Source organism: Chryseobacterium daecheongense (assembly GCA_027920525.1).
Lineage (GTDB): Bacteria > Bacteroidota > Bacteroidia > Flavobacteriales > Weeksellaceae > Chryseobacterium > Chryseobacterium proteolyticum.
Window position 1 is genome coordinate 1206431 of sequence record CP115858.1, and the last position, 26995, is coordinate 1233425.

Below are 26995 nucleotides of genomic sequence, written 5' to 3' on the forward strand. Positions count from 1 at the left end.
TTCATTTTCATGTTGGTTACAGTTAACCTCCGATTAACAACACTTATTAAAAAAACACCAACACTTACAAATTCACAGTATCGGGATGTTTACTATCATGATACTTTTAGTCTACCAAAAAAAACAAAAACTTTAACCTATGAAAACAAAAACGCTTCTGGTCCTTGCCGGACTGGCAACTACACAATGTATGTTTAATTCTTGTGGCGAAGACAACACAAACCTGCAAAATGAAAACTACAAATCAACCCAATCATTACCTAAAACAGCTCTAAGCTTTACCAATGGTACTTATTTTACAGATCCTCAGGCTGTAAATGCAGGATTCGAATTTATCCGAAGTAAGTTTGCTCAAAATCCGGGCTATGTTTTAAATCAGCAGGATCTGAATACATTTTACGAAAAAGCTCAAATTGCAACGGATGAAAGATTACCACTTGATCAGGTTAATAATATTATTAACAAAACAGTAAGTTTAATGCAGGTACCTTTTGCACAGGCTGTTCAACAATTAAATATTTCAAGTGCTGCAAAATCATTAGCGATAACAATTAATAACGGTTCAATCATTCATTTAGAGGCGAATGCAGCATATAACAATCTTCCGGCTAATGAAAAATCAATGATTAAGAATATCAATGACTACAAATACAATGCTGAACAAGGAAATTACCTGATTACAGGAATTCCAACCGGTAAACAACCGTTATGGATTACAGGCGGTATGATCGGTATGGTAGGCGGTGGTATCATTGGATTTGCAGTAGCAGGTCCTGTTGGAGCACTTGTAGGAGCAGGAATAGGTGTGGTTGGTGGTATTATAACAGGAGCTATACTAGGAGCTAAGTAAACTATGAGAATTGCATTTCCTTATCAAAAAATAAATTTCTTAATTGCTGTTATGGGCCTTGCGCTCATAATAGCAGTTTTCTCTTTTCATAAAGACCCTTCTTTAAAATATAAAATTAAAAATATTGAACTGAATAGTGAGGCCATTTATTTAATACAAAGAGGTACAACAGGAAAACTGGGAAATGTCGCAAAAGACTTTAATATCAATAATAAATATGCTTCTCATTTGGGAATTGGTTTTGTCAACAATAATATCCTAACCATTTATCATGTGTATGTGGACAAAAATAAAAACAATAACAATCTTTATATTGATAGTATAGACGAATTCATCAGTCCTGAAGACCTGAATTATTTGTCTATCTGGAAACTTAAAAATATTGATACCGCAAGTTTTAAGCATATTAAACAGACCCTTCGCGAATCTGAAAAAGAAAATATCAATTTTGATTTTAAGTTTGAGGAAAACAACAAAGCCTATTATTGCTCGGAATTTATCGTAAGAATATTGGAGAAAAATAATATAAAAATCATGTCTGATCATAAAAAAAACATCGCCGGAATAATGAGCCAGATTTTAAAAAAAGATACCCTTACCTATTTCCCTGTAGATGGCTTTGAAAATAGTAATCAAGTAATCAAAATATTTGAATGGATAAAATAATCTTTGATATATACTCAAAAAAATAAAATCACAAATAATAAACATCAGGGTTATCGAATTGGGTAACCTTTTCTTATATCCATACTTCTGTATTGGAAAAAATAAATTAAATTCGAAGTATATAAAATACAGTCAATGATACAGCTTCCTCTTTCCAAGCTTTCCAATGTTGGAACTACTATTTTCAGTCAGATGACTCAATTGGCAAATGAAAATCAAGCCATCAATTTATCTCAGGGATTTCCGGATTTTATGCCGGATCCAGAATTACTGAATTACGTGGATAATTTCATTAAAAAAGGGTTTAATCAATATGCTCCCATGGGAGGGATGATTGGATTAAAGGAAGAAATTGCCAGGAAAATTGAAAACAGCCATCAGGCCATTTATCATCCCGACTCAGAAATTACAGTAACGGCAGGGGGAACACAGGCTATTTTTACAGCCATAGCCACGTTCATCAAGAGAGACGATGAAGTGATTATTTTTGAACCGGCTTATGATTGTTATGAGCCGACCGTAGAACTTTTTGGAGGAGTTATCCGGCGTTTTGAAATGAAGGCCCCGGATTATGTGATCGATTGGAATGCTGTAAAAGGAATGGTTAATGAAAAAACCAAAATGATCATTCTTAATAATCCTAATAATCCTTCGGGAAGGATCTTAAAGGAAAGCGATATTCAGGAGCTTATTCATATCGTAAAAGATACACCGATTCTCATTTTAAGTGATGAAGTATATGAAAATATTGTTTTCGACGGAAAACAGCATTTAAGTATCTGCAAATATCCAGAACTAAGGGAAAGAAGCCTTCTGATAGCTTCATTTGGAAAGCTTTTTCATGTTACAGGCTGGAAAGTGGGCTATTGTGCAGCTCCAAAAATCCTGACCGACGAATTCAGAAAAGTTCATCAGTTCAATGTGTTTAGCGTGAACACACCCATTCAGCTGGCGCTAGCCGAATATATGAAAGATGATGAACATTACAACCACCTGAATGAATTTTTCCAGAAAAAAAGGGATTTTCTACGGCAAGGGCTTTCGACTACTTCATTCGAATTACTTGATTGTGAAGGAACATATTTTCAGGCTTTAAAGTATGATAAGATATCGGATAAAAATGATTTTGACTTTGCCAGCGAATTGACAGTGACCCATAAAGTAGCCAGTGTTCCCTTCTCTTCTTTCTACAAAAACAAGATGAACGAAAACGTGATCAGGTTATGCTTTGCAAAAAAAGAGGAAACGTTAGAAAGGGCAATTGAAAATCTATCTAAAATATAGCACATAGGTAAAGGTACCTGGTCAGATGAGTGGAGAAAGCAAGCGGGCTAAATGTTCAAAGAAAATCTTTAGCTTAGGTCTTTTTCTCCATTCATTAAGATGAATTTCAGAGCAATCATTCATATCATGAAGAAATACCTGCTCAATCTCCCGGTTTATTTCCTTATCAAATACAAGAGTATTCACCTCAAAATTCAGCTCCTGACTCCTCACATCCATATTTGCAGTACCTACTGATGAAAAAAGATCATCTATGATCATCGTTTTAGCATGTATAAACCCTTTTTTATAAAAAAAGATTCTCACATTACTTTCCAGTAATTCCTCATAATAGGAATAAGCAGCTGCATTTACCACAACAGAATCTCCGGACTCAGGAACCATAAGCCGTACGTCAAGTCCGGCAATAGCAGTTTGTTTGATGGCATTGAGAACTGTTTCTACGGGAATAAAATAAGGGGTAACAATATATACTTTTTCTTTGGCCGAAAGAATAGCAGAAGCTGTACTCAGCATGATGGAAGGCTTGGTATCCGGTCCACTGGCGGCTACCTGAATAATTGTGCTTCCTTCTTCATCATCCTTATAATTGAAATAGTCTTCAGACAAAGGAGGAATTTTTTCGGTTGCAAATATCCAATTGCTCAGGAATAAAAACTGGAAATAAAAAGCTCCGTTTCCCTGGATATATAAATGCATATCGCGCCAATATTGTGTAGGGTTAGGATTGATATATTTATCAGAAACATTGATTCCACCTGTAAAAACTTTTGTTCCGTCAACAATAATAATTTTTCTGTGATCTCTGTAGTTGACCCTGTTGGCGAGAACCCTAAAAGTAATTTTGTTGACAGGAGAAACTTCTACTCCGGCTTCTCTTAATCTTGCAAGCAGTTTCTTTCCGATTTTACCACTTCCCATATCGTCATAAAGAAAACGGATAATAACACCTTCCCTAGATTTTCTCACCAGTAAATCCGCAAGTCTATTACCTATATCATCATTTTCGTAAATATAATATTCAAGATGAATATGGTGTTGCGCATTTTCAAGAACCTCAAAAACTTTTTGAAATTTTTCCTCTCCGTTGATCAATACTTCTACCTTGTTTTTACGGGTCAGGGGTGAGTGTCCGCCATGATAAAGAAAATTAACGGTCGTTATAAAATCCTCCAGCTCTTTTTCTCTGATACCAAGAGTTTCATAATGTGTTTCTTTGATATATTTTTTAATCCTGTTATAGATTTCCTCGTTTCTTTCAATCTTGAATGTATAGAACTTATTCTTCCTGTAATTAACACCAAAAACAAAGTAAATCACGATCCCTATTATGGGTAAAAAGACGATCAGTAGCAGATAAGCCAACGTTTTGCTGGTATTTCTGGTATCCATGATAATTCTCACCGCAAGAAAAAAGATCCCTGCAAGATAGAGTATTTCAATCGCAGGTAAAATGTAAGGAAACTGGCTTAAAAATTCTTTAATCATAATCGGTAAGATCGTTCATCATACAATTATTATTCTACATTAAAGATAGCAAAAAGCAGTAGATTCCTACTGCTTTTATTCATTATTATATCCTTGATATTATCTTACAACGCCATTCCTCCCGACACTTCGATTCTCTGACCGCTGATCCATCCTGCATCTTCCGTACACAAAAAAGCGACTACTCCACCTACATCTTCCGGAAGTCCAGCCCTTCCTAAAGCTGTGATGTTTGAAACCAAAGCATTAACCTCTTTATTATCACGTGTTCTGCCACCTCCAAAATCGGTTTCTATAGCTCCGGGCGCCACGACATTAGCTTTAATCTTTCTCGCACCTAATTCTTTTGCCATATATTTTGTAAGCATTTCAACCCCTGCTTTCATAGATCCGTATACTGACGATCCCGGAAGCGCTACTCTTGCCAAACCGGATGAAATATTGATAATTCCACCTCCATCATTCATAAAAGGCAAGAACTTCTGACTAAGGAAAAATACTCCTTTGAAATGGATATCTATAATATCATCCAGTTGCTCTTCTGTAGTTTCAGTAATCGGAGAATATAAAGCAGTTCCGGCATTATTAATTAAATAATCAATGTTCGGACTTGCGGTGTGCTCCTGTAGATGATCTGTTACATTTTTTATAAAGGCATCAAAACTTTTCACATCTCTTGTATCCAATTGGAAAGCAGCAGCATTTCTACCCGATGCCTTGATCTCATTGACTACAGCATCAGCTTCTTCTTTACTGCTTTTATAAGTAATGATAACGTCGAGACCTTTTTCAGCTATTCTCAAGGCTGAATTTTTTCCTATTCCACGGCTTCCACCGGTTATTAAGGCAATTTTTGTTTTTGAATTCATTTTTTCGTTGTTTTTAATGGGACAAAGTTCTGGTATTTGGAGACACAGATGTTTGCTTCAATCAATCTGAAATTTGCAAAATTCAAATCAGGAACGAAACTGTAATGGATTGTATGAAGTTTTTCTCTTAAAGAAATTTGAAAAATGAGCAATTTCCTCAAAGCCCAACGCATACGATATTTCAGAAACATTCCAGGTGGTTTGCTTCAATAGTATTTTAGCCTCCTGGATAAGCCTGTCAGCTATAAATTCCGTCGTAGTCTTTCCTGTATTTTCTTTAAGTTTTTTGTTTAAATAATTAACATGCACAGACAAGCGGTCTGCGTAATCTTTTGCTGTTTTAAGCTGGAGTCTCTGATCGTAGGATTCAATGGGAAACTGTCGTTCCAATAGCTCTATAAACAAAGAAACAACTCGTAAAGAAGCATCATTGGAGGTCGACAATTTTGTAGCCGGCTGTAACTTTTGTCCGTAATGGATCAATTCAAGTACATAATTGCGGATCAGGTCATATTTAAAAATATAATCAGACTCAATTTCAGTTTTTATTTTCCTGAAAAGTACCTCAATTTCATCTGCTAACAAAGCATCAATTTCAAATACGGGGAATGCTCCCGGTTGAAATATAGGCAAGTCTTCAAGCGTATTATGAGATTTATCCTTAATGAAGAAATCTTCGGTGAATACACAGAAGCTACCCGATTGATTAGGATCTTCAGGAACCCAGTGATAAGGAACCTTAGGCGTTGCAAATAATAGCGCATTCTCTTTTATGGGAATAACCTTATCTGCATATTCTGCTCTATTTCGTCCCCGGATCAGGCTTATCTTATAATATTTTCTTCTGTTATATGGCATTTCAGAAGTTGTCTTTACCTTTTCAATGGTCTGAGCAATATCAAATACATTAAAATGACCAATATCTTTATGCAAACCCTTTGGAAAAATACTTTCAATATCCTTCCCCAGCTTTGCAGTCATTTCCCTATAAAAATCTTCCAGAGAAGCATGCCCTATTTTTTCCATAATTAAGTATTTGTAAAATTCAAATATATAAAGTTACACAAATATTGAATTCCAATCATTTATTGTTAATGTAAATATTTTTCATAATATAGTGACATACAATAAATATTTTTCATAACTTAGTTTAAACTAATTTATTAAAATCATAATATGAAAAATCTGAATCTCCAAAAAGGAAAAAAATTAAACAAAAAAGAGTTAAGAACAATTACCGGTGGACTACAAATGTGTGTGGATCCGGATACCAATCAATGCATCGCTTACGGGCGTCAGTGTGCAGAATTTCAATGCAGATACATTCCTTAAATTGATATTTTTTACGAAGCCACTCTTCCAAAGAGTGGTTTTTTGTATCATCCGGTCACAGTATTTAAATATCTTACCTGACCAATCATTCAAAATAAGGAAATATTATGATCGCAAATTATTACTAAAACTAACAATATCATTATGAAAAAACAAAATCTACAAAACGGAACAAAGTTAAATAAAAAAGAGTTGAAAACAATTACAGGAGGCCTTATGCAGTGCCGTGATCCGAAAACCAATGGTTGCAGAATCATTTCAATGGGATGTGCAGAACCTGAATGCCGTCCGGAATTGATTCCATAATATCAGCTGTAAACTTTTTCACATAAAACCATTCTGCACAAGGGTGGTTTTACTTTAGCTAATCACTGTAAAATAACAATTTAGACTATTATACAATTTACACTTCTACTTTGTACTTATTCTAGAGATCGTTATTTTTCACTAAACAATTAAAAATCAACCGCATGAAAAATAAAAACTTTATAAAAGCAAAAAAATTGACAAAAAGAGAATTAAGAACAATCATCGGAGGAATGCTAGACTGTAAACAACCTATCGCATGTCCTACTTATCCCTGCGACCCTCCGCTTCCGGACTATCCTAACGGTTGTACAACCATTTCTCCAAGCTGTGCACAAAAAGAATGTCGCTTGTAAAAGCAATTGACATACAATTTTTATAAAAAAAACGCTCCCAAATTCATGGAAGCGTTTTTTAATTACTATAACTTTAATATTTCTTTTATACTTTATACATTGAATCTGAAGTGCATAATATCACCATCCTGAACAATATATTCTTTTCCTTCCACAGATAGTTTTCCAGCCTCTTTTACTTTTGATTCCGAACCATATTGTACGTAGTCGTTATATTTGATTACTTCTGCACGGATAAATCCTTTTTCAAAATCAGTATGGATAACTCCGGCTGCCTGAGGAGCAGTCCATCCCTGTCCGATAGTCCATGCTCTTACTTCTTTTACACCCGCAGTAAAATACGTCTGAAGCTTGAGAAGATCATATGCTTTTCTGATTAATCTGTTAACTCCGGGTTCTTCTAATCCCAGCTCTTCAAGGAAAATTTCTCTTTCTTCGAAAGTTTCAAGCTCATTGATATCAGCTTCAATCTGAGCAGCCAAAACCACAATTTCAGATCCTTCTTTTTGAGCCATTTCATCAATTTTGGACACCCATTCGTTTCCATTCTTAATAGAATTCTCATCTACATTACAAACGTAAAGTACAGGTTTTTTTGTTAATAGCTGAATATCGTCAATAATTGGTTTTGTAAGATCATTTACAGGAAACTCTCTTGCATTTCTTCCATCTTCAAGAAACTTCTGAAGGCTTTGCAGCGTTTCATAATTAAGAATGTCTTCTTTTTTTCCTGATTTGATAAATTTCTTAGCTTTATCAACTGCTTTTCCTACTGTTTCAAGGTCTTTCAGCTGAAGTTCAATATCAATAATTTCTTTATCTCTCAAAGGGTCTACGGAACCTTCTACGTGAATGATGTTTCCATTATCAAAACATCTTAAAACATGGATAATTGCTTCACATTCGCGGATATTTGCAAGAAACTGGTTTCCTAAACCTTCTCCTTTGCTGGCTCCTTTTACTAAACCTGCAATATCTACAATCTCCACAACAGCCGGTAAAACTCTTTCAGGATTTACTAATTTTTCCAACTCGAATAATCTTTGATCCGGTACTGATACCGTACCCAGGTTAGGTTCGATAGTACAGAAAGGATAATTGGCAGATTGAGCTTTTGCATTGCTCAAACAGTTAAACAGAGTTGATTTACCAACGTTCGGCAATCCTACGATTCCACATTTCATAATGAAACTATTTTATTTTTAAAGGTCTGCAAAGATAGTGATTTTAACACGAGTTTCATAATAAAAAAATCTGCCGGGAATCCGGCAGATTTTTTTTCATTTATTTTCACCTTAAGGATTTGCACCTGTAGCGTTCTGAGCTAAGGGAGCATCATCGGGTGTTTTTTCTAATGTCTTATCTAATGTAAACAGTGATTCGTCCGTTGCACGATCTCCACCAGCAATTTTTAGTTTATCAATCAGGTTCTGAGCTAAAGTTTCCTCTTCAATCTGTTCCTGAACGAACCATTGCATAAAATTCCAAGTTGCCCAATCCTTTTCCTGAAGGGCAAGATCAACAATTTTATATATCGATGTTGTATTGTCTACCTCGTGATTAAAAATGCCGTCAAAGCAAGCAGTCAGAGATTCAGGATCACTTGGAGGTGCAGGAATGGCATCAACTTTAGGTTTTCCGCCTCTGTTCAGTACATATTCCATAAATTTGATAGAATGGTTTCTCTCTTCCTGCGCATGCCTGTATAGAAAGTTAGCAATACCCTGGTATCCTTTATCATCAGCCCATATTCCATAAGAAAGGAAAGTGTGTGCTGCATGAATTTCTTTATTCATCTGATCGCTCAAGGCTTTTTCCACCGCAGGTGAAAGTCTGTTCGTATTCATAATATTTTATTTTTAGTGATTATGAATATAATCCTGCAAAAATGGTTCCGATAAAGTTCTTATTCTTTTAAAAAAACACTAAAATCACAACATAAAATACTAGCAAACAATATTTTAAGCTAATAATTTATAGTTATTCTAAAATAAAAGCAGCTCTTGTAAAGCTGCTTTTATTGTATCGGTATCGGTACCAATAACATATCATTTATTCTTTTGCTTTATAGTTTTGGAAGCCTTTTATTATTTTATTTTTTTTGCCATGTAATCACTTTCATTTCCCAGCCGGTCAATTGCTTTAATGGCAATCGCATTTAAAGTTTTTCCATCCTTATATTTAGGAATATCTTTTGAAAGTGTATCTAAAGTCAGAATTTCAATTTCCCAAACGCCATTATATTGCTTAAATAATGCCCACTGAAATACATCTTTCAAATTTTTATTACTCCAGCTTGCCTGAGCAAAACTTCCGTTATCGGCCACAAACAATGTTGGGGTTGCGAGAGGAGCAGCTTTAATCCATGGACTTTTAGGCACCAAAGCCTTTTCTTTATAGGGCCCGTTTCTCAGGGTGCTTAACATCGAAGGATTTCTCGTAAGCCCTGCGATGCTCCAATGGATTTCACCGGCATCACCTTTCAGAATCTGTCTGGAAAGTTCTATTTGGTTTTTAATCTCGGAAGGACGATCAGAAGTCCTGATTTCCACTGTATTTAATCCCGGCCATAGGTGGCGTTTCATTGTATTTTCAGATTCCCACCAATTCAGCAAGGCTTCAAAACCCTGCCCTTTAGAATCAATAGGCCAGTACAGTTGGGGAGAAAAATAGTCTACCCATCCTTTATTTAACCATAATTTAGCATCTGCATACAATTCGTCATATTGAGAAGATCCTGTAATTCCCGCAGGATAACCCGGTTTCCAGATCCCGAACGGGCTGATTCCGAATTTTACATAATTTTTTTCCGCATGAACTTCTTTGTAAATTCTTTCAACAAATTTATTGACATTATCTCTTCTCCAATCTGCCCGGGATAAAGTTCCTCCACTGCTTACATATGCATTCCAAGTAGCGTTATCAGGGAAATCACCTCCTTTATTATAAGTTGCATAAGGATAAAAATAATCATCAAAATGCACCGCATCTATATCATATCTCTGCACGATATCCTTTACCACATTAGAAACGTGTCCCTGTGTTTTAGGATTCGCAGGATCAAACCAATACATCCCGTTTTTTAGTCTTACCACAATGTCAGAAAGCTTATTGGCCATAGAAAGGCTGTTCACAGCTCCTCCGTTTGTATGATGTGCACGGTAAGGATTAAGCCAGACATGAAGCTCCAGACCTCTTTTGTGGGACTCTTCAATCCAGAACTGTAACGGATCATAATTGGGATAAGGGGATCTCCCGGTCTCTCCTGTCAGAAAATAAGACCAAGGTTCAATAGAACTGGTGTATAATGCATCCGCAGAGGGACGTACCTGAAATATTACAGCATTAAAGTTGTTATCTTTCAGCATATCCAGCATACTGATGGCTTCGGCCTTTTGCTGATCAATAGATAAATCGTTTCTTGAAGGCCAGTTGATATTCGCAACACTGGCAATCCATGCACCCCGGAATTCCCTGTTAATAGCCGGAAGATTAACTTTAAAAACCTCATCGGCTGGTGGTACAGGAACTGGTTTAGTATTAGCCACAGGAGGCTTTGATATATTTTTAACGGGATTGGCTATATTTGGATTTCTGGTTGGTTTTACCGTATTATTCTGAACGGTACGGGAACTTCCACAAGATGCCAGTACCCCCAGCAATATGATCAATTTTAAATTACTAACTTTCATAGGGTGCAAAACTACATTAAATTATTTTTTTAGTTTTTTAAAAATATTATAATAAATTGAATTAATTCAACTTTTATATATAAAAAAAGCCTCGATTTTCGAGGCTTTCACTTATATTGAATTTCATTATGCTTTCGCAGATCTTTCCAGTCTTTTTCTTTCTTCTTCAGAAAGTACTTTCTTTCTCATTCTGATGAAGTTTGGAGTTACCTCGATTGCCTCATCACCCTGGATATATTCCATACATTCTTCTAATGAGAATAAGATTTTCGGAGCAACACCAGTATCTTTATCTTTTCCAGAAGCTCTCATGTTATTCAACTGTTTTGCTTCTACGATGTTTACTACTAAATCTCCTGGTTTGTTTTGTTCACCAATGATCATACCTGCATAGATTTCCTCACCCGGATCAACAAAGAACTTACCTCTATCCTGAAGTTTAGCAATAGAATATTCAGTAGCCGGACCTTGAGTTTTGCTGATCAATACACCATTGTTTCTTCCAGGAATAGCACCTTTAAATGGCTTATATTCTGTAAAACGGTGTGCCATAATAGCTTCACCAGCTGTAGCAGTTAACATTTGAGAACGCAATCCTATCAAACCTCTTGAAGGAATCTCAAATTCCATATGTTGCATTTCTCCTTTAGTTTCCATAATGTGAAGATCCCCTTTTCTTTGAGTTGCCAAATCGATAACTCTTGAAGCATACTCTTCAGGAACATCAACAACCAATGATTCATAAGGCTCACATTTTTCACCGTCAATTTCTCTTAAGATAACTTGTGGCTGACCGATTGTCATTTCATAACCTTCTCTTCTCATTGTTTCGATCAAAACTGATAAGTGAAGAATACCTCTACCAAAAACAAGGAATGTATTGGCATCATCAGTCTGTTGAACTCTTAATGCTAAGTTTTTCTCCAATTCTTTCGTTAATCTTTCTTTCAGGTGATTTGAAGTAACATATTTACCGTCTTTTCCGAAGAAAGGTGAATTGTTAATAGAGAACGTCATGTTCAACGTAGGCTCATCAATTGCAGTTCTTGGTAATGGTTCAGGATTTTCCATATCCACAAAAGAATCACCAATCTGGAAAGAGTCGAAACCTACTACAGCACAGATATCTCCAGCTTGTACTTCAGTTACTTTTTTCTTTCCTAAACCTTCAAAAACGTATAATTCTTTTACTTTTCCTTTTACAATTTTACCATCAGCCTGAGCAAGACCAATCCACTGAGATTCTTTAATCTCACCTCTTGTTACTTTTCCGATTGCAATTCTTCCCAGGAAAGAAGAATAATCAAGAGAAGTAATTTGCATTTGAAGATTACCTTCAGATACTTTCGGAGCAGGAACATATTGTAAGATACCATCTAATAATGGTAAAATATCTTCCGTTTGCTCTAGTGAAGTATTGAACCAACCTTGTTTTGAAGATCCATAGAAGGTTGGGAAATCCAATTGCTCTTCAGTAGCTTCCAGGTTGAAGAATAAATCAAATACCTGATCATGTACTTCATCCGGACGACAGTTTGGTTTGTCTACTTTATTGATAACTACTAATGGTCTTAACCCTAATTCCAATGCTTTTTGCAATACGAATCTTGTTTGTGGCATAGGCCCTTCGAAAGCATCAACTAACAAAATTACACCATCTGCCATTTTAAGAACTCTCTCTACTTCACCACCAAAATCGGCGTGACCAGGAGTATCGATTACGTTAATTTTAACGTCTTTATAAGTAACAGAAATATTTTTAGATAAAATGGTAATCCCTCTTTCTCTTTCAAGATCGTTATTATCCATTATTAATTCTCCACTTTCCTGATTTTCTCTGAAAATGTTTGTAGCATGAATAATCTTGTCAACCAAAGTCGTCTTCCCGTGGTCAACGTGTGCGATAATCGCAATATTTCTAATGTTTTGCATGAATGATTTTTACGGGTGCAAAAATAGTGTTTTTTAATTAATTAATCAGTATGATTATACATTATTTAACAAATTCATAATGAGAAAGTTAAAATAAATCACATGGCAATGGGCTCCCCGGCTCCTTATTCCAAAGTACACATATACCTGACCATCCAGCTGTTAGGCGTTCATTACATCATACCTTCATCTGTATTTTCTAAAAAAATAAACCAATACCATCTGAATAACAAGAACCACACAAAATCTTAATAAAAAAGATTTTTTCGAAATTTTATGTCTAAAGATAAAAATTCCGAATATTCCTCCTACACTGCCGCCAAACAGGGCCAATGCCAAAAGTATGTTTTCAGAAATCCTTCTTTGATGCATTTTAGCCTTTCGTTTATCGATTCCGAATATAAAAAAGCACACCAGATTAATAGCCAACAAATAATAGATCATATCCTGCAAATGTACGATCCTTGTAAAAAATAAGGCATAGTAATTAAAATTTAACCACTATGCCCTATCTTATATTTGATCAGAAATTATAAATTAACCGTGCTTTCCTTCTCTTATTTCCTCAACCATCTTAGCATTAAATGCTGGCAAATCTTTCGGTGTTCTGCTTGTAACAAGACCATTATCCACTACAACTTCTTTATCTTCCCACAAAGCTCCTGCATTTTTTAGATCTTCGCTTATTGAATTCACAGAGGTCATATTTTTTCCGTCTACAACTTTTGCGTTGATCAGGATTTGTGGACCATGGCAAATCGCCGCAACGGGTTTTTTCTGCTGAAAAAAATCTTGTACAAAATGGAGTGCTTTGTCATTTGTTCTTAACTGATCGGGATTGATCACCCCTCCAGGTAATACCAGTGCATCATAATCTGAAGCATTTGCTTCATTAAGATTTTTGTCAACAGTGTATTCTTTACCCCAGTCTTTTTCGGCCCATGCTTTTATGGTTCCGGAATCGGGGCTTACAATATGCGCGGTCCAACCTTGTTGTTCCAAAAATTCTTTTGGTGATTGTAACTCACTTTCTTCAAAACCATGGGTTGCCAGAATTGCAATTTTTTTCGACATAATATTAAAATTTTTGGTGTTATTAATTAAGAAGAAGAAAAAATGATGCCGAGCCCGTGTTATCAATTACTAAAAAAAGTTAAACATAAAAAAAGAGCTGCTTAATAGCAGCTCCCTATTTAATATATCTAACAAATTATTTTTTTGCTTTCACATTAACGCCGATCTCAATGTCTTTACTAATCATCCATTCAGCAGGGTCTGCTTCGGAAGTTCCGAATTTAATTCCCCAATCAGCTCTGTTTACAGTAAATTTAGCATCTATAGAAGCGGAATTAGCTGTTGCTTCTACTTTCGCTGGGAAAGTTACATTCATTGTTTTTCCCAATAGCGTAAGATTACCGCTTATTGTTTTATTTGCACCTGCCACAGCATCTTTAGGAGCTTCTTTAAGGTCCGCTACACTGGTAATTTTAAAATCTGAAACCGGATTCTTCTCTACATTAAAGAAGTCAGGAGTTTTTAAATGCGTTACCAGATCTTCCGGCTTCTTGTCTTTTTCAGTTACTGAAGCAGGATCCACTTTAATAGAAGTCATGTCGATAACAAAATTTCCTGCAGAAACCTGATTTCCTTCAACACTAAGGTCACCTGATTTTACATTAAGAGTTCCCCAACGTGGAGCAAAACCTCCTTTATGGTAAGCTTTCCAGTTAACCACAGAAGCTACTGTATCTACGGCAAGCACTTCTCCTTTGCTTTCAGCAACAGCCTGTTCCTGGCCAGCAGCCGAAGCCTCCGCTGATTTCTCTTTAGTACATGATGCCATAAGCAATCCTACTCCTACTAACGCGATAACACTAATTTTTTTCATATTTTATTTTTTTAAAAAGTTTTTGAACTGATCAGGATTGATTCCTTAATTCTGAAATTCAAAAGTAGAAAAACCTTATTACTTATTCTCTTATCATACATCAAGAAATTAAGTTTCTATTTTCAGATATCCATCATAAAGTCCTAAAACCATACAAATATGTAAGGTGTAAGATATTTCACTCACCATATAAATTGCCTATTTTAGCAGTCTAAAATTTAGAATGAATACAACCAGCTATATACAACAAACGCTTAATATACCTGAAAAAAGCATTACGAATACCTTACAATTATTGTCAGAAGACTGTACCATTCCTTTCATCTCACGATATCGAAAAGATACGACCGGAAATCTGGATGAATTGCAGATTGAACAAATTTCAAAACTCAGCAAGCAGTTTGATGAAATCATTAAAAGAAAGGAATCGATCCTCAAATCCATTGAGGAGCAAAATTCTTTAACGTCTGAACTTCAGCAAAGAATCCAGGATAGTTTCGACATACAGGAACTTGAAGATCTTTATCTTCCGTATAAAAAACGGAAAAAAACGAAAGCCGATGCTGCGAAGGAAAAGGGACTTGAACCTCTGGCTAAAATCATTATGAGCCAGAAATCCCATGATCTGGATTCTGTAGTTTCCCGGTATATGAACGATTTAGTTTCTTCTCCGGAGGAAGCTTTGCAGGGAGCACGGGATATCATGGCTGAATGGATCAATGAAAATATGTATGTCCGCAAAAATCTCCGTCGTTTATTTCAACGCAAAGCAGTTATATCTTCTAAAGTTGTTAAAGCCAAAAAAGAAGAGGAAGGTGCACAAAAATTTTCTCAGTATTTTGAATGGGAAGAAAGCCTTGGCAGAACACCCTCCCATCGACTTTTGGCTATGCTACGAGCAGAATCTGAAGGTTTTGTAAAAGTAAATATAGGAATTGATAAAGAAGAGGCAATCGATTTTATTGAAAATGCCATCATTAAATCTAAAAATGAAAGTAGTGAACAAATTGCTCTGGCGATAAAAGACAGCTATAAAAGGTTACTGGAACCCGCCATTTCCAATGAAACACTACAGGAAGCAAAAGAAAAGGCAGATAAAAAAGCGATCGAGATTTTTTCTGAAAATTTAACCCAGCTATTATTAGCTCCTCCTTTAGGAGAAAAAAGAATATTAGCAATAGACCCTGGATACAAAAGCGGGTGTAAAGTGGTATGCCTTGATGAAAAAGGAGACCTTCTGCACAACGAAACCATTTATCCGCATGCACCTCAGAATGAATCGGGAATGGCAATGAAAAAGATACGCTCGATGGTTAACGCCTATAATATTGAAGCTATTTCAATAGGAAACGGAACAGCAAGCCGTGAAACAGAGTTCTTTATTAAAAAAATTGCATTTGACAAACCGTTGCAGGTTTTTGTTGTTTCAGAAGCCGGAGCATCTGTTTATTCTGCAAGTAAGATTGCCAGAGAAGAGTTCCCCAGCTATGATGTGACAGTACGTGGTGCTGTTTCCATTGGCAGAAGGCTTGCAGACCCATTAGCTGAACTCGTTAAAATTGATGCTAAGTCCATTGGTGTTGGACAATATCAGCATGATGTAGACCAGACTCAATTGAAAAACGAACTGGATTCTACGGTTATGAAATGTGTAAACTCCGTAGGGATCAATCTGAACACAGCCAGCAAATCACTTTTAAGCTATGTTTCCGGAATTGGTGAGAAAATGGCAGAAAATATTGTCAATTACCGCGCGGAAAACGGAGCTTTTGAAGACAGGAAACAATTGAAAAAAGTACCCAGATTAGGAGAAAAAGCTTTTCAGCAGGCAGCGGCATTTATAAGAATAAGCAACGGAAAAAATGCATTGGATAATTCAGCGGTGCATCCGGAAGCATACGGTATCGTTGAAAAAATGGCCAAAGACCTGGGAATAAAGCTGAGTGAACTTATATCTAACAAAGAGAAAATTGCATTAATCCAGCCGGAAAAATATATTAGCGAAGAAATTGGTATCCTTGGGATCCGGGACATTTTAAAAGAGCTTGAAAAACCGGGATTGGATCCCAGAAAGGCAGCTAAAATTTTTGAATTTGACCCCAATGTGAAAAGTGTAAAAGACCTGAAAATAGGAATGGTCATTCCTGGAATCGTTAATAATATTACAGCCTTTGGATGTTTTGTTGACCTGGGGATTAAGGAAAGTGGATTAGTCCATATTTCTCAGCTCAAGGACGGTTTTGTTTCAGATGTGACTGAGGTAGTGAAGCTGCATCAGCATGTTCAGGTAAAAGTAACAGAGGTAGACGAGGTAAGAAAGAGAATTCAGCTGAGCATGATCTTATAAAGGATTTAATTTGAAAATCTCGGAAATTAAAGAAAGAAAAGTTATTCACCGGCCGACTCGTTATTTTGACGAGTCCGGCCAAAGAATTTATCATGCGTACGAGTATCATTTACCTTATAATCCAGGTTATAAAGGAAACGAGACCGAAAGACTTTTTGCCAAGTGGATAGATATGCTTCCTTTTGGTTTAATTTTCTACTTTCTCCTTCATAAAGTAATTGTTATCAGCATTCTGCTTTCCATACCCTGTGTTATCATTGCAGGAACCATAACGGAATGGTCTTGGGGAACAACTTTAGGCAAGAAAATATTTAAAATTAAAGTCCTGGATGATTACGGAAACTATCCCGGATTTTTAAAATCATTCCAAAGAAATCTTTTATGCCTTGCTAACTTTTCCCCTGTCTTCTCTGAATACACGACCAGAACAATTGCCATGGGAAGACGAACCGGAACGCGGGTGAATTTCAGCATGCATATGAACAACACGATCTGTAAGACCTATATTGTAAAAGAAAACAAAATTCCGGAAATCAGGGATCTCCTGAAATATCAGGGTGATCAGAACATTTTATTGTAAAAGCTTTTTTTAAATAAAAAACCGCCCTAGTGTTGTGGCGGTTTCATTTATTGTTTATTTATAATCCTTTGAATCTCTTCTCGGCTGCTTTGCTTCAGGCCATTTTACAACCTCCCCTTTTTCATCTTGCGGCATTACCCTTCTCTCTCTGCTGGTAAACTCAGGATCTTCAGATGCCATATAAGCTAAGGTAGCTGTTAAAATCACATTATTTTTAAGCTCATCAAAAACGATCTTATCATAAGTATCTTTCGTTGTATGCCAGGTATATCCAAAATATCCCCAGTTCAATGAACTTAATGAGAATCCCGGTACACCTGCTGCTACAAAAGATGCATGATCAGATCCACCTCCTCCCGGCATTCCCGGAAAATCGGTTTTAATATTATCACGTACATTTTTAGGAACTGCATTCAGCCATTTCCCGATATAATCATATGACTTCAGAAATCCCTGTCCTCCGATATTTACTACTCGGCCAGTTCCATTATCCTGGTTGAAAACAGCCTGAGTTCCTTTCATAATTTCCGGATTATCAGCAACAAATCCTCTCGATCCGTTCAATCCCTGCTCCTCGCTTCCCCAAAGTCCGATTACAATCGTCCTTTTATTATTAGGGTAGTATTTTTTAAGAATCCTAATGGTCTCAAGCATGGTAAGTGTGCCGGTTCCATTATCCGTAGCACCCTGCGCTCCGTCCCATGAATCCAGGTGTGCAGAAAGAATAACATATTCATTGGGTTTTTCCTTTCCTTTGATCATTCCTATCGTGTTGAAGCTTTTAGCTTCAGGAAGTATTTTTGACTGGGCCTCAAGCTTTATTTTGGGTTTAGCCCCCTTTTCTGCCATTCTGTACAACATGCCATAATCTTCCACATCAATATCAATCATGGGAATTTTAGATGTTTTCGCTCCGAATATTCTGTTTGCTCCCATAATTCCTGTCCAATTGGAAATGGCAATCCCTGCTGCTCCCGCTTTTTCCAGAGCTTCCGGAAGTGTATTATTGTCATATCCTATATTCTTTACATAATCACGGAAATCTTTGGAAGCTTGTTCTTTTTCCGCCTTTAGCTTTTCATATAATTCCGGAGTAGCGAATTCTTTGATCTGATCATCAGAACGTCCGATTTTCTGATACTGCGCAATCAATACCATTTTACCTTTTACAGAAGGCAACCACTGATCAAATTCGGCCTTGGAAGATACCTTTGGAAGTACTATAACCTCAGCTTCAATTGCCTTCTTAGTTGCAGGGCTCCATGCAAGTTGTGTGGCAGATAATGATTTCACACGGGGATATACCATATCTACATGGGTAATTCCTCTCTGCCACCCTTTCCAGGTTCCAAATTGCTGGAGGTTTGCATCTACTCCCCATGAGCGAAGTGTTTTAGCTGTCCATTCATTGGCGGCAAGCATTTCCGGAGTTCCTACCAAACGGGGTCCGATACCATCAAGCAGCTCATAGGCCATATTTTCGAGTTGAGAATTATTATTGGCCTCATTCACAAAACTTTCCACAATAGGATTAAGCTTTTCCTGAGATTTTGCGGGAGCCTGTGCCCAAGAAAACTGCGTTGCCAGAACAACTGCCGGCATTGCAAAAAACGTATTTATCTTCATAGCATTATTGATTGGAATAAAGATATAGATTTCAGCGAAAATTGAAAAGAAAAGGAGAACTAAATAAAGGAAGAAAAGCCTTTATAGGAAAATAATTAAGAAATTAAATGGATAACAATTAAAAAAACAGCTTAAAACAACAGTTAAATTTTTTTTTCAAAATTTGTTACTTTTCATTAATAAAAGCCTGCTCCTCAGCAGAAAGTATGATAGCATCTTCTTTCTCCTCTTTTACCGGAACATTTTCCCAGATGTTTTTACTGAAGTCTACTCTGTACGAAAGTCCCTCCTTATTTGACTTTTCAAAAGTATTGTAAATAATTTCTCTGCTGAATTTTCTTTCATGCTTCTTTCCCTGGTAAAAAGCAGAGTATTTTTCACCTTTAAGTCTTACCAAGGCGGGCAGATACATTCCGTCTCTTTTATAAAAATCAAAAGTAAGTGAAGCATCCCCTAATTGGTAATCATACTCTATTCCTCCTGCCATTTTTCTTCTGATTGGCGGATAATTTGTCTGTAGATAATTGACTTCAAAATAAGTAATCACTTTATCAGTCTTGTTATACTTAAGCTCTCCTATGAGCTCAATACCCGTACCGGATTTAACCTTAAAAGTCATCAGCTGCTCATCCCCTTCTTCAGAGATTATTTTCCCTGAATATTTTGAGTTAATACTGTTAATATGATTAAGTGTACGGTTCAGTTCGAAGCTAAGAAAGTAATTTCCCATATACTCATGAGAAAATTCATTACTCCCCGGCGAAAAAATACTGTCTGACTTTAAATTTTTCAGGTATTTTACATTATTCAGCTGCATCTGGAGAATCTTGTCATAATTTTTACGAATTCCGTCATTATAATTGTAATGGTTACTTTTGCTCCATAATTTAGCTTCCGTAATAACTAAAAAGCAAAGTTCATCATTATCTGATCTTTTTTCTTTGAATACCACATTATACAAGGAAGGCTCATTATAATATCTTTTTTCATAATTCTTTCTTATATCATTAAAAAGTTTTTTTATATCTATACTTACCATTTTTACCTCTTCAATATTTTTGAATGAAGGTTTCAATTTGATAAAAGAATTAAAACCGGGTACTTTTCTTTTCTGATATCCGAAAGCTGATACTTCAAAGTTTCCTGCGTTCTGCCCAAGTGGAGCATAGCCGTCTTCATTGGTGTAAACAACCTGATTATTAAGAACAATCCTCGCATGAAATATGGCTTTCCCGTTTTCTGAATCTATGACTTTTACTTTTTGCGCGGAAAAAAGACCAAAAAAAAGAATCAAATATAAATAAGAATGCTTCATATGATGGGTGATTAATGTAAAACAACTAACTACACAAATATACCCACAAAGGGAAATAAGACAATACCTTGGTAAAATTTAGTGTTATTTAGCTTCTATTTTCAAAATTCGCTAAAACAAAGAGATTGAATATCTGAAAGCATCCATAGAAAAATCCCGGCACAAAAAAAGCCAGCTTAAAAAGCTGGCTTTTAGGAAATTTATTTTTTTGATTCCTCAACAGAAACTTTTCTGAAATCTTTGAACAATTTGCTAAGTTCTAAAGCTGATTTACGAGCTCTTGTTCCAGCTGCTTTGTTTCCTTTTTCAGCTTGTTGGTTTGCTTCAGTTGCGAATGCTTCAAATTCCGCGTTGATTTTTTCAATTAGTTCTTTCATTTATTTTAAAATTTAGGGTGCAAATATAGGTTTTATGGTGATTCCAGCCTAACTGTGATGAAAAAAGTTTACAAAAATTTGAAAAAAAATAATCCTTTATAATACCCAATATAAATTCAAATTTTAGAAGGCGGGTGAAATTTTTAATTTAAAGCTAAATTTTTTCCAATATCCTTTTTAAATTAAGGGTTTATCACATAAAAAATTCAAGGACCATACAGCATTAATACTGTATAAAAATTGCAAAGCATTTTTCAATAGGAAAAGAAGCGGAATTTCAATTTTATAATAAGAGTACACAATTCTTTTTATCTGTTTTTATGTACCTTCGTTTTTTATAAATTATCTGCCTGTCCCAACCATGGAACTGCCAAAAGAATATATATTACGGAATACCCATATCAGCACGCTTTCAGTTTATGAACTTTTAAAGCATACTTCAACGGCAAAATTTATGGAAGAAAAAAACTTCCATGATATTGAACCTGTTGCCCTGGAGATTAATTCGGGGGTTTTTACGAAATCTGTTTCGACAATAGGTTTTCCTAATATTTCCGTAAGCCAGGTAGGTTCTTCAATTGTAACGGCATGCTCTTGTGATCAATACGGAGAAAAACTTTGTGAACATCAGGCAGAGATTATTTATTGTATTCTAGAACAGAAAAATTACAGAATATTCTACGATGCCAATCTAAGACAAAGGACATTGGTTTCACATGCTAAAAGTTTCGGGTTGGAAAATGAACCTGACCTTGACACTTATTTCCAGTTGGAATTACAGAACGGAAAACTCAACATTCAATCCAGGATAAAGGAACTTCTCCAGATAGATGAACCAGGCTTTAAACAAAATCTGCTTCCTACGAGGCAATCGGTTTTAAAGGAACTTGCTATACAAGAAACTGAGAGAAAAAGAATATTGGTTATTGGCAAGCACCGGTATTATAATCATCTCAATTTTTCATTAATGGAAGCTGATACTACCCAAAGCGGTAAGATCAAAAATCCGTTGACCCCTATTCATCCTATGCAACTCGTCTGGAAAGCGGATCAACCTGCTGAGATCAAATTCTATACGGCAATCGCTTCTTTTCAGAATAAATTTAATGAAGAAGCGGACGCAACGGAAATGGAAGCCCTGAAGTTAATTATCCGGAATCCACAGGGACTTGATACTTATTACCACGATCATACTATTTCAGAAGCCATTTCTTCTAAATCCCTGATTCCCGTAAAGCTCAATCTGCTGAAAGCCGAAATTCTGCTTACAGTGTTTAAAAAAGAGCCTTTTTATGAGATTACGGGAGAATTACTATTTAATGATATTTCTCTTTCTTTCAAAAATGTAATAATCCGCCATGATTGTTTCATCTATCATCAGAATACATTGAATCTCATTGACAATCCTGATCTTCTTAGGGTGATCAGATTTTTTAAGTCCAATAATGAGATTCTGCTGATTCATGCATCAAAGTATGAACACTTTTTACATACTGTTTTATCTCCATTAGAGACTCATGTCCAAATCAATTACAGCTACATTCGTACTGCCAGTCCGGTACAGCTTCAGGAAAAGGATTTCCAAATGGAAAAGATCATTTATCTTCACCAGGAAGGCAACTATATCTCCATCACACCCGTAATGAAATACGGATCCGTAGAGGTGGCAGTATACTCCCGGAAGCAATTATATGATACGGATCAGAATGGAAATCTGTTTAAAATTGAACGCAATTACGAAGCTGAAACAGCACTTACATCCATTGTCATGATACAGCATGAGGATTTTCAGGACCAACTGGAGGGACATGAATATTTCTACTTGTACAAAGATAAATTTCTGGATGCCGATTGGTTTTTAAGAACTTTTGAAGCATGGAGAAATGAAGGGATAACCATCCTTGGATTTAATGAACTCAAAAATAACAAACTGAACCCTCACTCTGCGAAAATCAACATCCAGGTGACAAGTGGTATCGACTGGTTCAATGCTAAACTAAGTGTGCGTTTCGGAGGTAAAGAAGCTTCTTTGAAACAGGTACACCGGGCCCTTCGTAATAAAACAAAGTTTATACAACTGGATGATGGCACCCAGGGAATTTTACCTGATGAATGGATAAAGAAGATCGACAGGTATTTTCAGATTGGTGATATGGACGGAGAGTTGCTTAAAATTCCAAAAGTTAGCTTTTCGGAGGTTTCGGATTGGTTTGAAAAAGAGGTTTTATCAAAAGAGGTACAGACTGAAATTCATTCTTACTCCAAGCAATTCTCTGTGCTGAAAAAAGCACCTGAAATTCCCGTTCCTGCAGGATTGAGAACTACCCTACGAGATTATCAGAAAGAAGGCCTCAATTGGCTGGGGTTACTCGACCATTATAATTTCGGCGGCTGTCTTGCCGATGATATGGGATTAGGAAAAACTATACAGATCCTCGCATTTATTCTATATCGAAAAGAGAAATATCATTCCGGAACCCACCTGATCATCGTTCCTACTTCCCTGTTGTTCAACTGGCAGGAAGAGATTGAAAAATTTGCTCCTTCTCTTAAGGTATTGATGCATTACGGTCCGGACAGGGAAAAATCAACAAGCCTTTTTCAGGATTATGATATCATATTGACAAGTTATGGAATGCTCCTTTCGGACATCCGTTTCCTTAAAACATTTCATTTTGATTATATTTTCCTTGATGAATCACAAACAATTAAAAATCCCAATTCAGAAAAATATAAATCTGCACGTCTCTTACAAGCCAGAAACAGGATTGTTATTACAGGAACGCCTGTTGAAAACAATACCTTTGATCTGTATGGCCAGCTTTCATTCGCCTCACCCGGATTATTGGGGAGCAAACAATATTTTAAAGATACGTATGCCATTCCCATCGATAAGTTTGAATACAGCAAACGTACTATTGAACTTCAACAAAAAATAAATCCTTTTATTTTAAGAAGAACAAAAAAGCAGGTTGCCAAAGAACTTCCCGAAAAAACAGAAATGGTAATCTACTGTGAAATGGATGCAGAGCAACGTAAAATCTATGATCTTTATGAGCGTGAATTACGCGATTTTATATCCGCTTCCACAGATGATGAAACACTAAAAAACAGCATGCATGTTTTGACAGGTCTTACTAAACTCCGTCAGATATGCAATTCTCCTGTATTACTGAAAGAAGGCTATTCAGGTGATCATGCTGTAAAGATCCAATTATTAACGGAACAGATTGAAAATAAATCAAAAGAACACAAAATTTTGGTATTTTCACAATTTGTAGGAATGCTGGACCTCATCAAAAAAGAACTTGAAAATAAAAATATCCCCTTCGAGTATCTTACAGGACAAACCAGGGACAGAGGTACCAAAGTTCATAGATTTCAGACCGATGACAATGTGAGGGTATTCCTCATCAGCTTAAAAGCTGGTGGTGTAGGACTCAACCTTACAGAAGCTGATTATGTATATCTAGTAGACCCATGGTGGAATCCGGCTGCCGAAAACCAGGCTATTGACAGGAGTTACAGAATAGGGCAGACAAAACATGTAGTGGCCGTCCGTATGGTTTGTACCCATACGATTGAAGAAAAAATACTGAACCTGCAGAAAAAGAAAAGTAAACTGGCCCAAGGACTGATAAAAACAGAAGAATCGAAATTACAAGGCTTCAGTAAAGCAGATTTGCTGGAAATTTTAGAATAGTCTGACGGCATTTTCTTCAACCTCCTTTCTAATTTTACACAATACACATTGCTTGCAATATCTGTCGTTAGGTTTTCGTATCTTTGATTTTTATAATTTTAAAGTTATGAGCGATCGGCTGGAAACCATTGAAGACTATTACAGAAATATCAGAGAAAACCAATTAAAAATGTTTGATTCTCACGATTTTGAATTGGGGAAATCACACTTTAATATCTCTATGCGAAGATATTGCAGCTTCAAAAGCCCGTACAATCGTCGTGATTATTACAAAATAAGCTTCATCATCGGTAAAGGAACTTTTAAATATGGACAACAGGAATTGTATGTAGACCGTCCTGCTTTGTTTTTTCCCTCTCCAAATATTCCTTATTCATGGGAATGCGATGGAGATCTTCAGGAAGGCTACTTCTGCCTTTTCAATCAGGAATTCTTTAACGGAAGTTCGGAATTCAAGCTATTTAAGAAAACATCATTATTTAAGGAATGGAGCATGCCTATTGTATTTTTGACAGAAGAACAGACTCAGTTGACAACGGTGTATTTTGAACAAATGTACAAGCTCAATAATTCAAATTATCCGTTTCGCTGCGGAAGCATTAAAAGTCATCTGGCATCTGTCCTTCATCTTGCCCTTGAAAACCGCGTAGAAGACGTTGATCCTGATGAACTTCCGGCAAATGTACGCCTGTACCGTCTTTTTGACGAATTGCTCAACAAACAGTTCCCTTTAGATTCTCCTGCCTATCCGCTTGCCCTGAAAACCGCATCAGATTTTGCCGAACGCCTTAATGTACACGTCAATCATTTAAATTCTTCTGTAAAATCTGTAACCCAGCTTACTACCACACATATTATTAAGGAAAGGATGTTTGAGGAATCTAAAAACCTTTTAAAATACACCAACTGGGATATTGCGGAAATCGGTTACACTTTGGGATTCGATCAACCCTCTCATTTTAATAATTTCTTCAAAAAATATTCAAATACCTCGCCGCTCAAATTCAAGCACGCGATTTAATTCTTTGAATTTTGTAATTTTTTATTTGTCTTTTAAAATTGATATCAAAAATTCCCGGCTTATTTTTGTATCATTAAAAAAGAGATGAATTATGTTGAGAGAAGCATCTGAACAAAGGATCAGATTGATCACCATTATGGCTTTTATATCCATTCCATTATCGGGGTTTGTTACAGATATATATCTGCCCTCCTTCCCCTCAATGGCTAAAGGAATGCATGTTTCTGAAAAAGATATACAAATTACCCTTACCTCCTATTTGCTGAGCTACGGAATTTCCCAATTATTCGTGGGAGGAATTTTGGATAGCATCGGCCGGTATCGCCCCAAGTTAATCGCATTGTTTTTATTGGTAATTACAAGTATTCTAATCACCATGACCAATAGCATTTTACTGATTTGCCTTCTCCGTATCCTTCAAGGGATAGCCGTATCAGTGCTGGTGGTCGCTACACGGGCTATTTTTGTTGATATTTATGACGCGGAAAAAGTAAAACATTATCTCAGTTATTTTACAATTGTTTGGTCCTTAGGTCCGATTCTCGCTCCTTTTCTTGGTGGATATCTGGAAAAATTATTCAACTGGCATGCTAATTTTTACTTTCTGGCTTTTTATGCCGGTGCAATACTGCTATTTGAATGGTTTTTCAGTGGAGAAAGTCTTCCACAAAAAAAGAAACTCAATTTTTCTGAAAACATCAGCTTGTATAAAATGATGCTCCGGAACCGTATTTTCATGCTGGGCATTATTATTTTAGGATTAAGCTACTCGATTGTTATGCTATTCAATATCACGGGTCCCTTTATTATCGAAAATACTTTCCATTTCACCCCTGTTGTTATCGGATACTGTACACTAATCCTGGGGTTCTCCTGGATGATCGGTGGATTTATCGGTAAAAAAAGAGTATCATTAGGCTTTAAAGCAAGAATACTGCAGCCTATCATATTACAATTAACTCTCATTACGGGACTCATTATTATAAGTTATTTTTCTGAAAGTTTATATATCATGATTCCTTTTGCATTTTTTATTCATATCTGTTCGGGGATTCTATTTACTTCATTCTTCACAACAAGTATGCTTTATTTCCCTAAGAATGCAGGGACTGCCGGTGGACTGATGGGAGGACTGGTGTATATTATTACTTCGGTTACAAGTTTCATTATCTCCGTAAGCGGAACTGTTAGTTTACAGAAAGATCTTTCCTGGCGGTATTTAATTATTGCAATAATCCTTCTGGGTATCATTCTTACCATGAACCACACTTTACAAAAAGAAAAAGCAGAGAATTGATCTCTGCTTTTTTATTTTCATACCTGCTGATTATAAAATGCCCCGAATCAAATTGTTGATGCCGGG

General features: G+C 36.1%; 24 protein-coding genes. 11 read left to right on the forward strand and 13 right to left on the reverse strand.

Features of this window, described 5'->3' with window-relative positions; translation table 11 throughout:
• The first annotated feature begins 139 nt into the window (after window positions 1-139).
• The 3 genes from PFY10_05240 (at window position 140) to PFY10_05250 (ending at window position 2800) form a co-directional block, all read left to right on the forward strand.
• On the forward strand, window positions 140-850 hold the full coding sequence (locus PFY10_05240) for a hypothetical protein (GenBank protein WBV57846.1): 711 nt from the start codon (window positions 140-142) through the stop codon (window positions 848-850).
• Window positions 851-853: 3 nt separating this feature from the next.
• A complete protein-coding gene (locus tag PFY10_05245; protein WBV57847.1) occupies window positions 854-1516 on the forward strand; it encodes a YiiX/YebB-like N1pC/P60 family cysteine hydrolase in 663 nt (220 codons plus the stop codon).
• A gap of 135 nt (window positions 1517-1651) precedes the next feature.
• Entirely contained in the window at window positions 1652-2800 is a 1149-nt protein-coding gene (locus tag PFY10_05250) for a methionine aminotransferase (protein WBV57848.1), read from the forward strand.
• A gap of 21 nt (window positions 2801-2821) precedes the next feature.
• On the opposite strand, the gene cls is transcribed toward PFY10_05250, so the two are convergent.
• From cls to PFY10_05265, 3 genes are all read right to left on the reverse strand, one after another.
• The gene (gene cls, locus PFY10_05255) at window positions 2822-4288 is read right to left on the reverse strand and encodes a cardiolipin synthase (GenBank protein WBV57849.1); all 1467 of its coding nucleotides are present in this window, start codon (window positions 4286-4288) and stop codon (window positions 2822-2824) included.
• 104 nt (window positions 4289-4392) lie between these two features.
• Entirely contained in the window at window positions 4393-5157 is a 765-nt protein-coding gene (locus tag PFY10_05260) for an SDR family oxidoreductase (GenBank protein WBV57850.1), read from the reverse strand.
• A gap of 87 nt (window positions 5158-5244) precedes the next feature.
• On the reverse strand, window positions 5245-6183 hold the full coding sequence (locus tag PFY10_05265; GenBank protein WBV57851.1) for a helix-turn-helix transcriptional regulator: 939 nt from the start codon (window positions 6181-6183) through the stop codon (window positions 5245-5247).
• Between the two features lie 150 nt (window positions 6184-6333).
• Here PFY10_05265 and PFY10_05270 point away from each other — a divergent pair, with 150 nt between their 5' ends.
• The 3 genes from PFY10_05270 to PFY10_05280 all read left to right on the forward strand — a co-directional run bounded on the left by PFY10_05270 (window position 6334) and on the right by PFY10_05280 (window position 7151).
• Complete coding sequence (locus tag PFY10_05270) at window positions 6334-6489, forward strand: bacteriocin (GenBank protein ID WBV57852.1); 156 nt, start codon at window positions 6334-6336, stop codon at window positions 6487-6489.
• A 144-nt stretch (window positions 6490-6633) separates the two neighbouring features.
• Complete coding sequence (locus tag PFY10_05275; GenBank protein WBV57853.1) at window positions 6634-6795, forward strand: bacteriocin; 162 nt, start codon at window positions 6634-6636, stop codon at window positions 6793-6795.
• Window positions 6796-6959: 164 nt separating this feature from the next.
• Window positions 6960-7151, forward strand: coding sequence for a hypothetical protein (locus tag PFY10_05280; GenBank protein WBV57854.1), 192 nt, complete (start codon window positions 6960-6962; stop codon window positions 7149-7151).
• Between the two features lie 92 nt (window positions 7152-7243).
• Here PFY10_05280 and ychF read toward each other — a convergent pair whose 3' ends face one another.
• The 7 genes from ychF to PFY10_05315 all read right to left on the reverse strand — a co-directional run bounded on the left by ychF (window position 7244) and on the right by PFY10_05315 (window position 14663).
• Entirely contained in the window at window positions 7244-8335 is a 1092-nt protein-coding gene (gene ychF / locus PFY10_05285; GenBank protein ID WBV57855.1) for a redox-regulated ATPase YchF, read from the reverse strand.
• 111 nt (window positions 8336-8446) lie between these two features.
• A complete protein-coding gene (locus tag PFY10_05290) occupies window positions 8447-8998 on the reverse strand; it encodes a ferritin (protein ID WBV57856.1) in 552 nt (183 codons plus the stop codon).
• A gap of 240 nt (window positions 8999-9238) precedes the next feature.
• Window positions 9239-10843 (reverse strand): family 10 glycosylhydrolase, encoded by a 1605-nt coding sequence (locus tag PFY10_05295; GenBank protein ID WBV57857.1) that lies wholly within the window; start codon window positions 10841-10843, stop codon window positions 9239-9241.
• 126 nt (window positions 10844-10969) lie between these two features.
• Entirely contained in the window at window positions 10970-12775 is a 1806-nt protein-coding gene (gene typA, locus PFY10_05300; GenBank protein ID WBV57858.1) for a translational GTPase TypA, read from the reverse strand.
• Between the two features lie 186 nt (window positions 12776-12961).
• Window positions 12962-13147, reverse strand: a complete 186-nt coding sequence (locus PFY10_05305) for a DUF1294 domain-containing protein (protein WBV58921.1) — start codon at window positions 13145-13147, stop codon at window positions 12962-12964.
• A 165-nt stretch (window positions 13148-13312) separates the two neighbouring features.
• The gene (locus PFY10_05310) at window positions 13313-13849 is read right to left on the reverse strand and encodes a type 1 glutamine amidotransferase (protein ID WBV57859.1); all 537 of its coding nucleotides are present in this window, start codon (window positions 13847-13849) and stop codon (window positions 13313-13315) included.
• 136 nt (window positions 13850-13985) lie between these two features.
• Window positions 13986-14663 (reverse strand): YceI family protein, encoded by a 678-nt coding sequence (locus PFY10_05315; GenBank protein ID WBV57860.1) that lies wholly within the window; start codon window positions 14661-14663, stop codon window positions 13986-13988.
• A 223-nt stretch (window positions 14664-14886) separates the two neighbouring features.
• Here PFY10_05315 and PFY10_05320 point away from each other — a divergent pair, with 223 nt between their 5' ends.
• The gene (locus tag PFY10_05320; protein ID WBV57861.1) at window positions 14887-17010 is read left to right on the forward strand and encodes a Tex family protein; all 2124 of its coding nucleotides are present in this window, start codon (window positions 14887-14889) and stop codon (window positions 17008-17010) included.
• A gap of 10 nt (window positions 17011-17020) precedes the next feature.
• Window positions 17021-17590 carry an RDD family protein gene (locus PFY10_05325; protein ID WBV57862.1) on the forward strand — a complete coding sequence of 190 codons (570 nt, stop codon included), beginning with the start codon at window positions 17021-17023 and terminating at the stop codon, window positions 17588-17590.
• A 54-nt stretch (window positions 17591-17644) separates the two neighbouring features.
• Here PFY10_05325 and PFY10_05330 read toward each other — a convergent pair whose 3' ends face one another.
• The 3 genes from PFY10_05330 to PFY10_05340 form a co-directional block, all read right to left on the reverse strand.
• The gene (locus PFY10_05330) at window positions 17645-19216 is read right to left on the reverse strand and encodes a M20/M25/M40 family metallo-hydrolase (GenBank protein WBV57863.1); all 1572 of its coding nucleotides are present in this window, start codon (window positions 19214-19216) and stop codon (window positions 17645-17647) included.
• Between the two features lie 166 nt (window positions 19217-19382).
• Complete coding sequence (locus tag PFY10_05335) at window positions 19383-20531, reverse strand: hypothetical protein (protein WBV57864.1); 1149 nt, start codon at window positions 20529-20531, stop codon at window positions 19383-19385.
• A gap of 200 nt (window positions 20532-20731) precedes the next feature.
• Complete coding sequence (locus PFY10_05340) at window positions 20732-20908, reverse strand: histone H1 (protein ID WBV57865.1); 177 nt, start codon at window positions 20906-20908, stop codon at window positions 20732-20734.
• Window positions 20909-21269: 361 nt separating this feature from the next.
• Here PFY10_05340 and PFY10_05345 point away from each other — a divergent pair, with 361 nt between their 5' ends.
• The 3 genes from PFY10_05345 (at window position 21270) to PFY10_05355 (ending at window position 26929) form a co-directional block, all read left to right on the forward strand.
• Window positions 21270-24611, forward strand: coding sequence for an SNF2-related protein (locus PFY10_05345; protein WBV57866.1), 3342 nt, complete (start codon window positions 21270-21272; stop codon window positions 24609-24611).
• A gap of 106 nt (window positions 24612-24717) precedes the next feature.
• Window positions 24718-25632, forward strand: a complete 915-nt coding sequence (locus PFY10_05350) for a helix-turn-helix transcriptional regulator (GenBank protein ID WBV57867.1) — start codon at window positions 24718-24720, stop codon at window positions 25630-25632.
• Window positions 25633-25723: 91 nt separating this feature from the next.
• The gene (locus PFY10_05355; GenBank protein WBV57868.1) at window positions 25724-26929 is read left to right on the forward strand and encodes an MFS transporter; all 1206 of its coding nucleotides are present in this window, start codon (window positions 25724-25726) and stop codon (window positions 26927-26929) included.
• The last annotated feature ends 66 nt before the right edge of the window (window positions 26930-26995 follow it).

Bases quoted from the DNA above. Each gene is read 5' to 3' on its own strand.
- PFY10_05310 (WBV57859.1), bottom strand. From the start codon at position 13,849: ATGTCGAAAAAAATTGCAATTCTGGCAACCCATGGTTTTGAAGAAAGT.
- PFY10_05260 (WBV57850.1), bottom strand. From the start codon at position 5,157: ATGAATTCAAAAACAAAAATTGCCTTAATAACCGGTGGAAGCCGTGGA.
- PFY10_05350 (WBV57867.1), top strand. From the start codon at position 24,718: ATGAGCGATCGGCTGGAAACCATTGAAGACTATTACAGAAATATCAGA.
- PFY10_05295 (WBV57857.1), bottom strand. From the start codon at position 10,843: ATGAAAGTTAGTAATTTAAAATTGATCATATTGCTGGGGGTACTGGCA.
- PFY10_05240 (WBV57846.1), top strand. From the start codon at position 140: ATGAAAACAAAAACGCTTCTGGTCCTTGCCGGACTGGCAACTACACAA.
- PFY10_05335 (WBV57864.1), bottom strand. From the start codon at position 20,531: ATGAAGCATTCTTATTTATATTTGATTCTTTTTTTTGGTCTTTTTTCC.
- PFY10_05340 (WBV57865.1), bottom strand. From the start codon at position 20,908: ATGAAAGAACTAATTGAAAAAATCAACGCGGAATTTGAAGCATTCGCA.
- PFY10_05320 (WBV57861.1), top strand. From the start codon at position 14,887: ATGAATACAACCAGCTATATACAACAAACGCTTAATATACCTGAAAAA.
- ychF (WBV57855.1), bottom strand. From the start codon at position 8,335: ATGAAATGTGGAATCGTAGGATTGCCGAACGTTGGTAAATCAACTCTG.
- PFY10_05275 (WBV57853.1), top strand. From the start codon at position 6,634: ATGAAAAAACAAAATCTACAAAACGGAACAAAGTTAAATAAAAAAGAG.
- PFY10_05305 (WBV58921.1), bottom strand. From the start codon at position 13,147: ATGCATCAAAGAAGGATTTCTGAAAACATACTTTTGGCATTGGCCCTG.
- PFY10_05290 (WBV57856.1), bottom strand. From the start codon at position 8,998: ATGAATACGAACAGACTTTCACCTGCGGTGGAAAAAGCCTTGAGCGAT.
- PFY10_05330 (WBV57863.1), bottom strand. From the start codon at position 19,216: ATGAAGATAAATACGTTTTTTGCAATGCCGGCAGTTGTTCTGGCAACG.
- PFY10_05280 (WBV57854.1), top strand. From the start codon at position 6,960: ATGAAAAATAAAAACTTTATAAAAGCAAAAAAATTGACAAAAAGAGAA.
- PFY10_05245 (WBV57847.1), top strand. From the start codon at position 854: ATGAGAATTGCATTTCCTTATCAAAAAATAAATTTCTTAATTGCTGTT.
- PFY10_05265 (WBV57851.1), bottom strand. From the start codon at position 6,183: ATGGAAAAAATAGGGCATGCTTCTCTGGAAGATTTTTATAGGGAAATG.
- PFY10_05250 (WBV57848.1), top strand. From the start codon at position 1,652: ATGATACAGCTTCCTCTTTCCAAGCTTTCCAATGTTGGAACTACTATT.
- PFY10_05345 (WBV57866.1), top strand. From the start codon at position 21,270: ATGGAACTGCCAAAAGAATATATATTACGGAATACCCATATCAGCACG.
- cls (WBV57849.1), bottom strand. From the start codon at position 4,288: ATGATTAAAGAATTTTTAAGCCAGTTTCCTTACATTTTACCTGCGATT.
- PFY10_05270 (WBV57852.1), top strand. From the start codon at position 6,334: ATGAAAAATCTGAATCTCCAAAAAGGAAAAAAATTAAACAAAAAAGAG.
- PFY10_05315 (WBV57860.1), bottom strand. From the start codon at position 14,663: ATGAAAAAAATTAGTGTTATCGCGTTAGTAGGAGTAGGATTGCTTATG.
- PFY10_05355 (WBV57868.1), top strand. From the start codon at position 25,724: ATGTTGAGAGAAGCATCTGAACAAAGGATCAGATTGATCACCATTATG.
- typA (WBV57858.1), bottom strand. From the start codon at position 12,775: ATGCAAAACATTAGAAATATTGCGATTATCGCACACGTTGACCACGGG.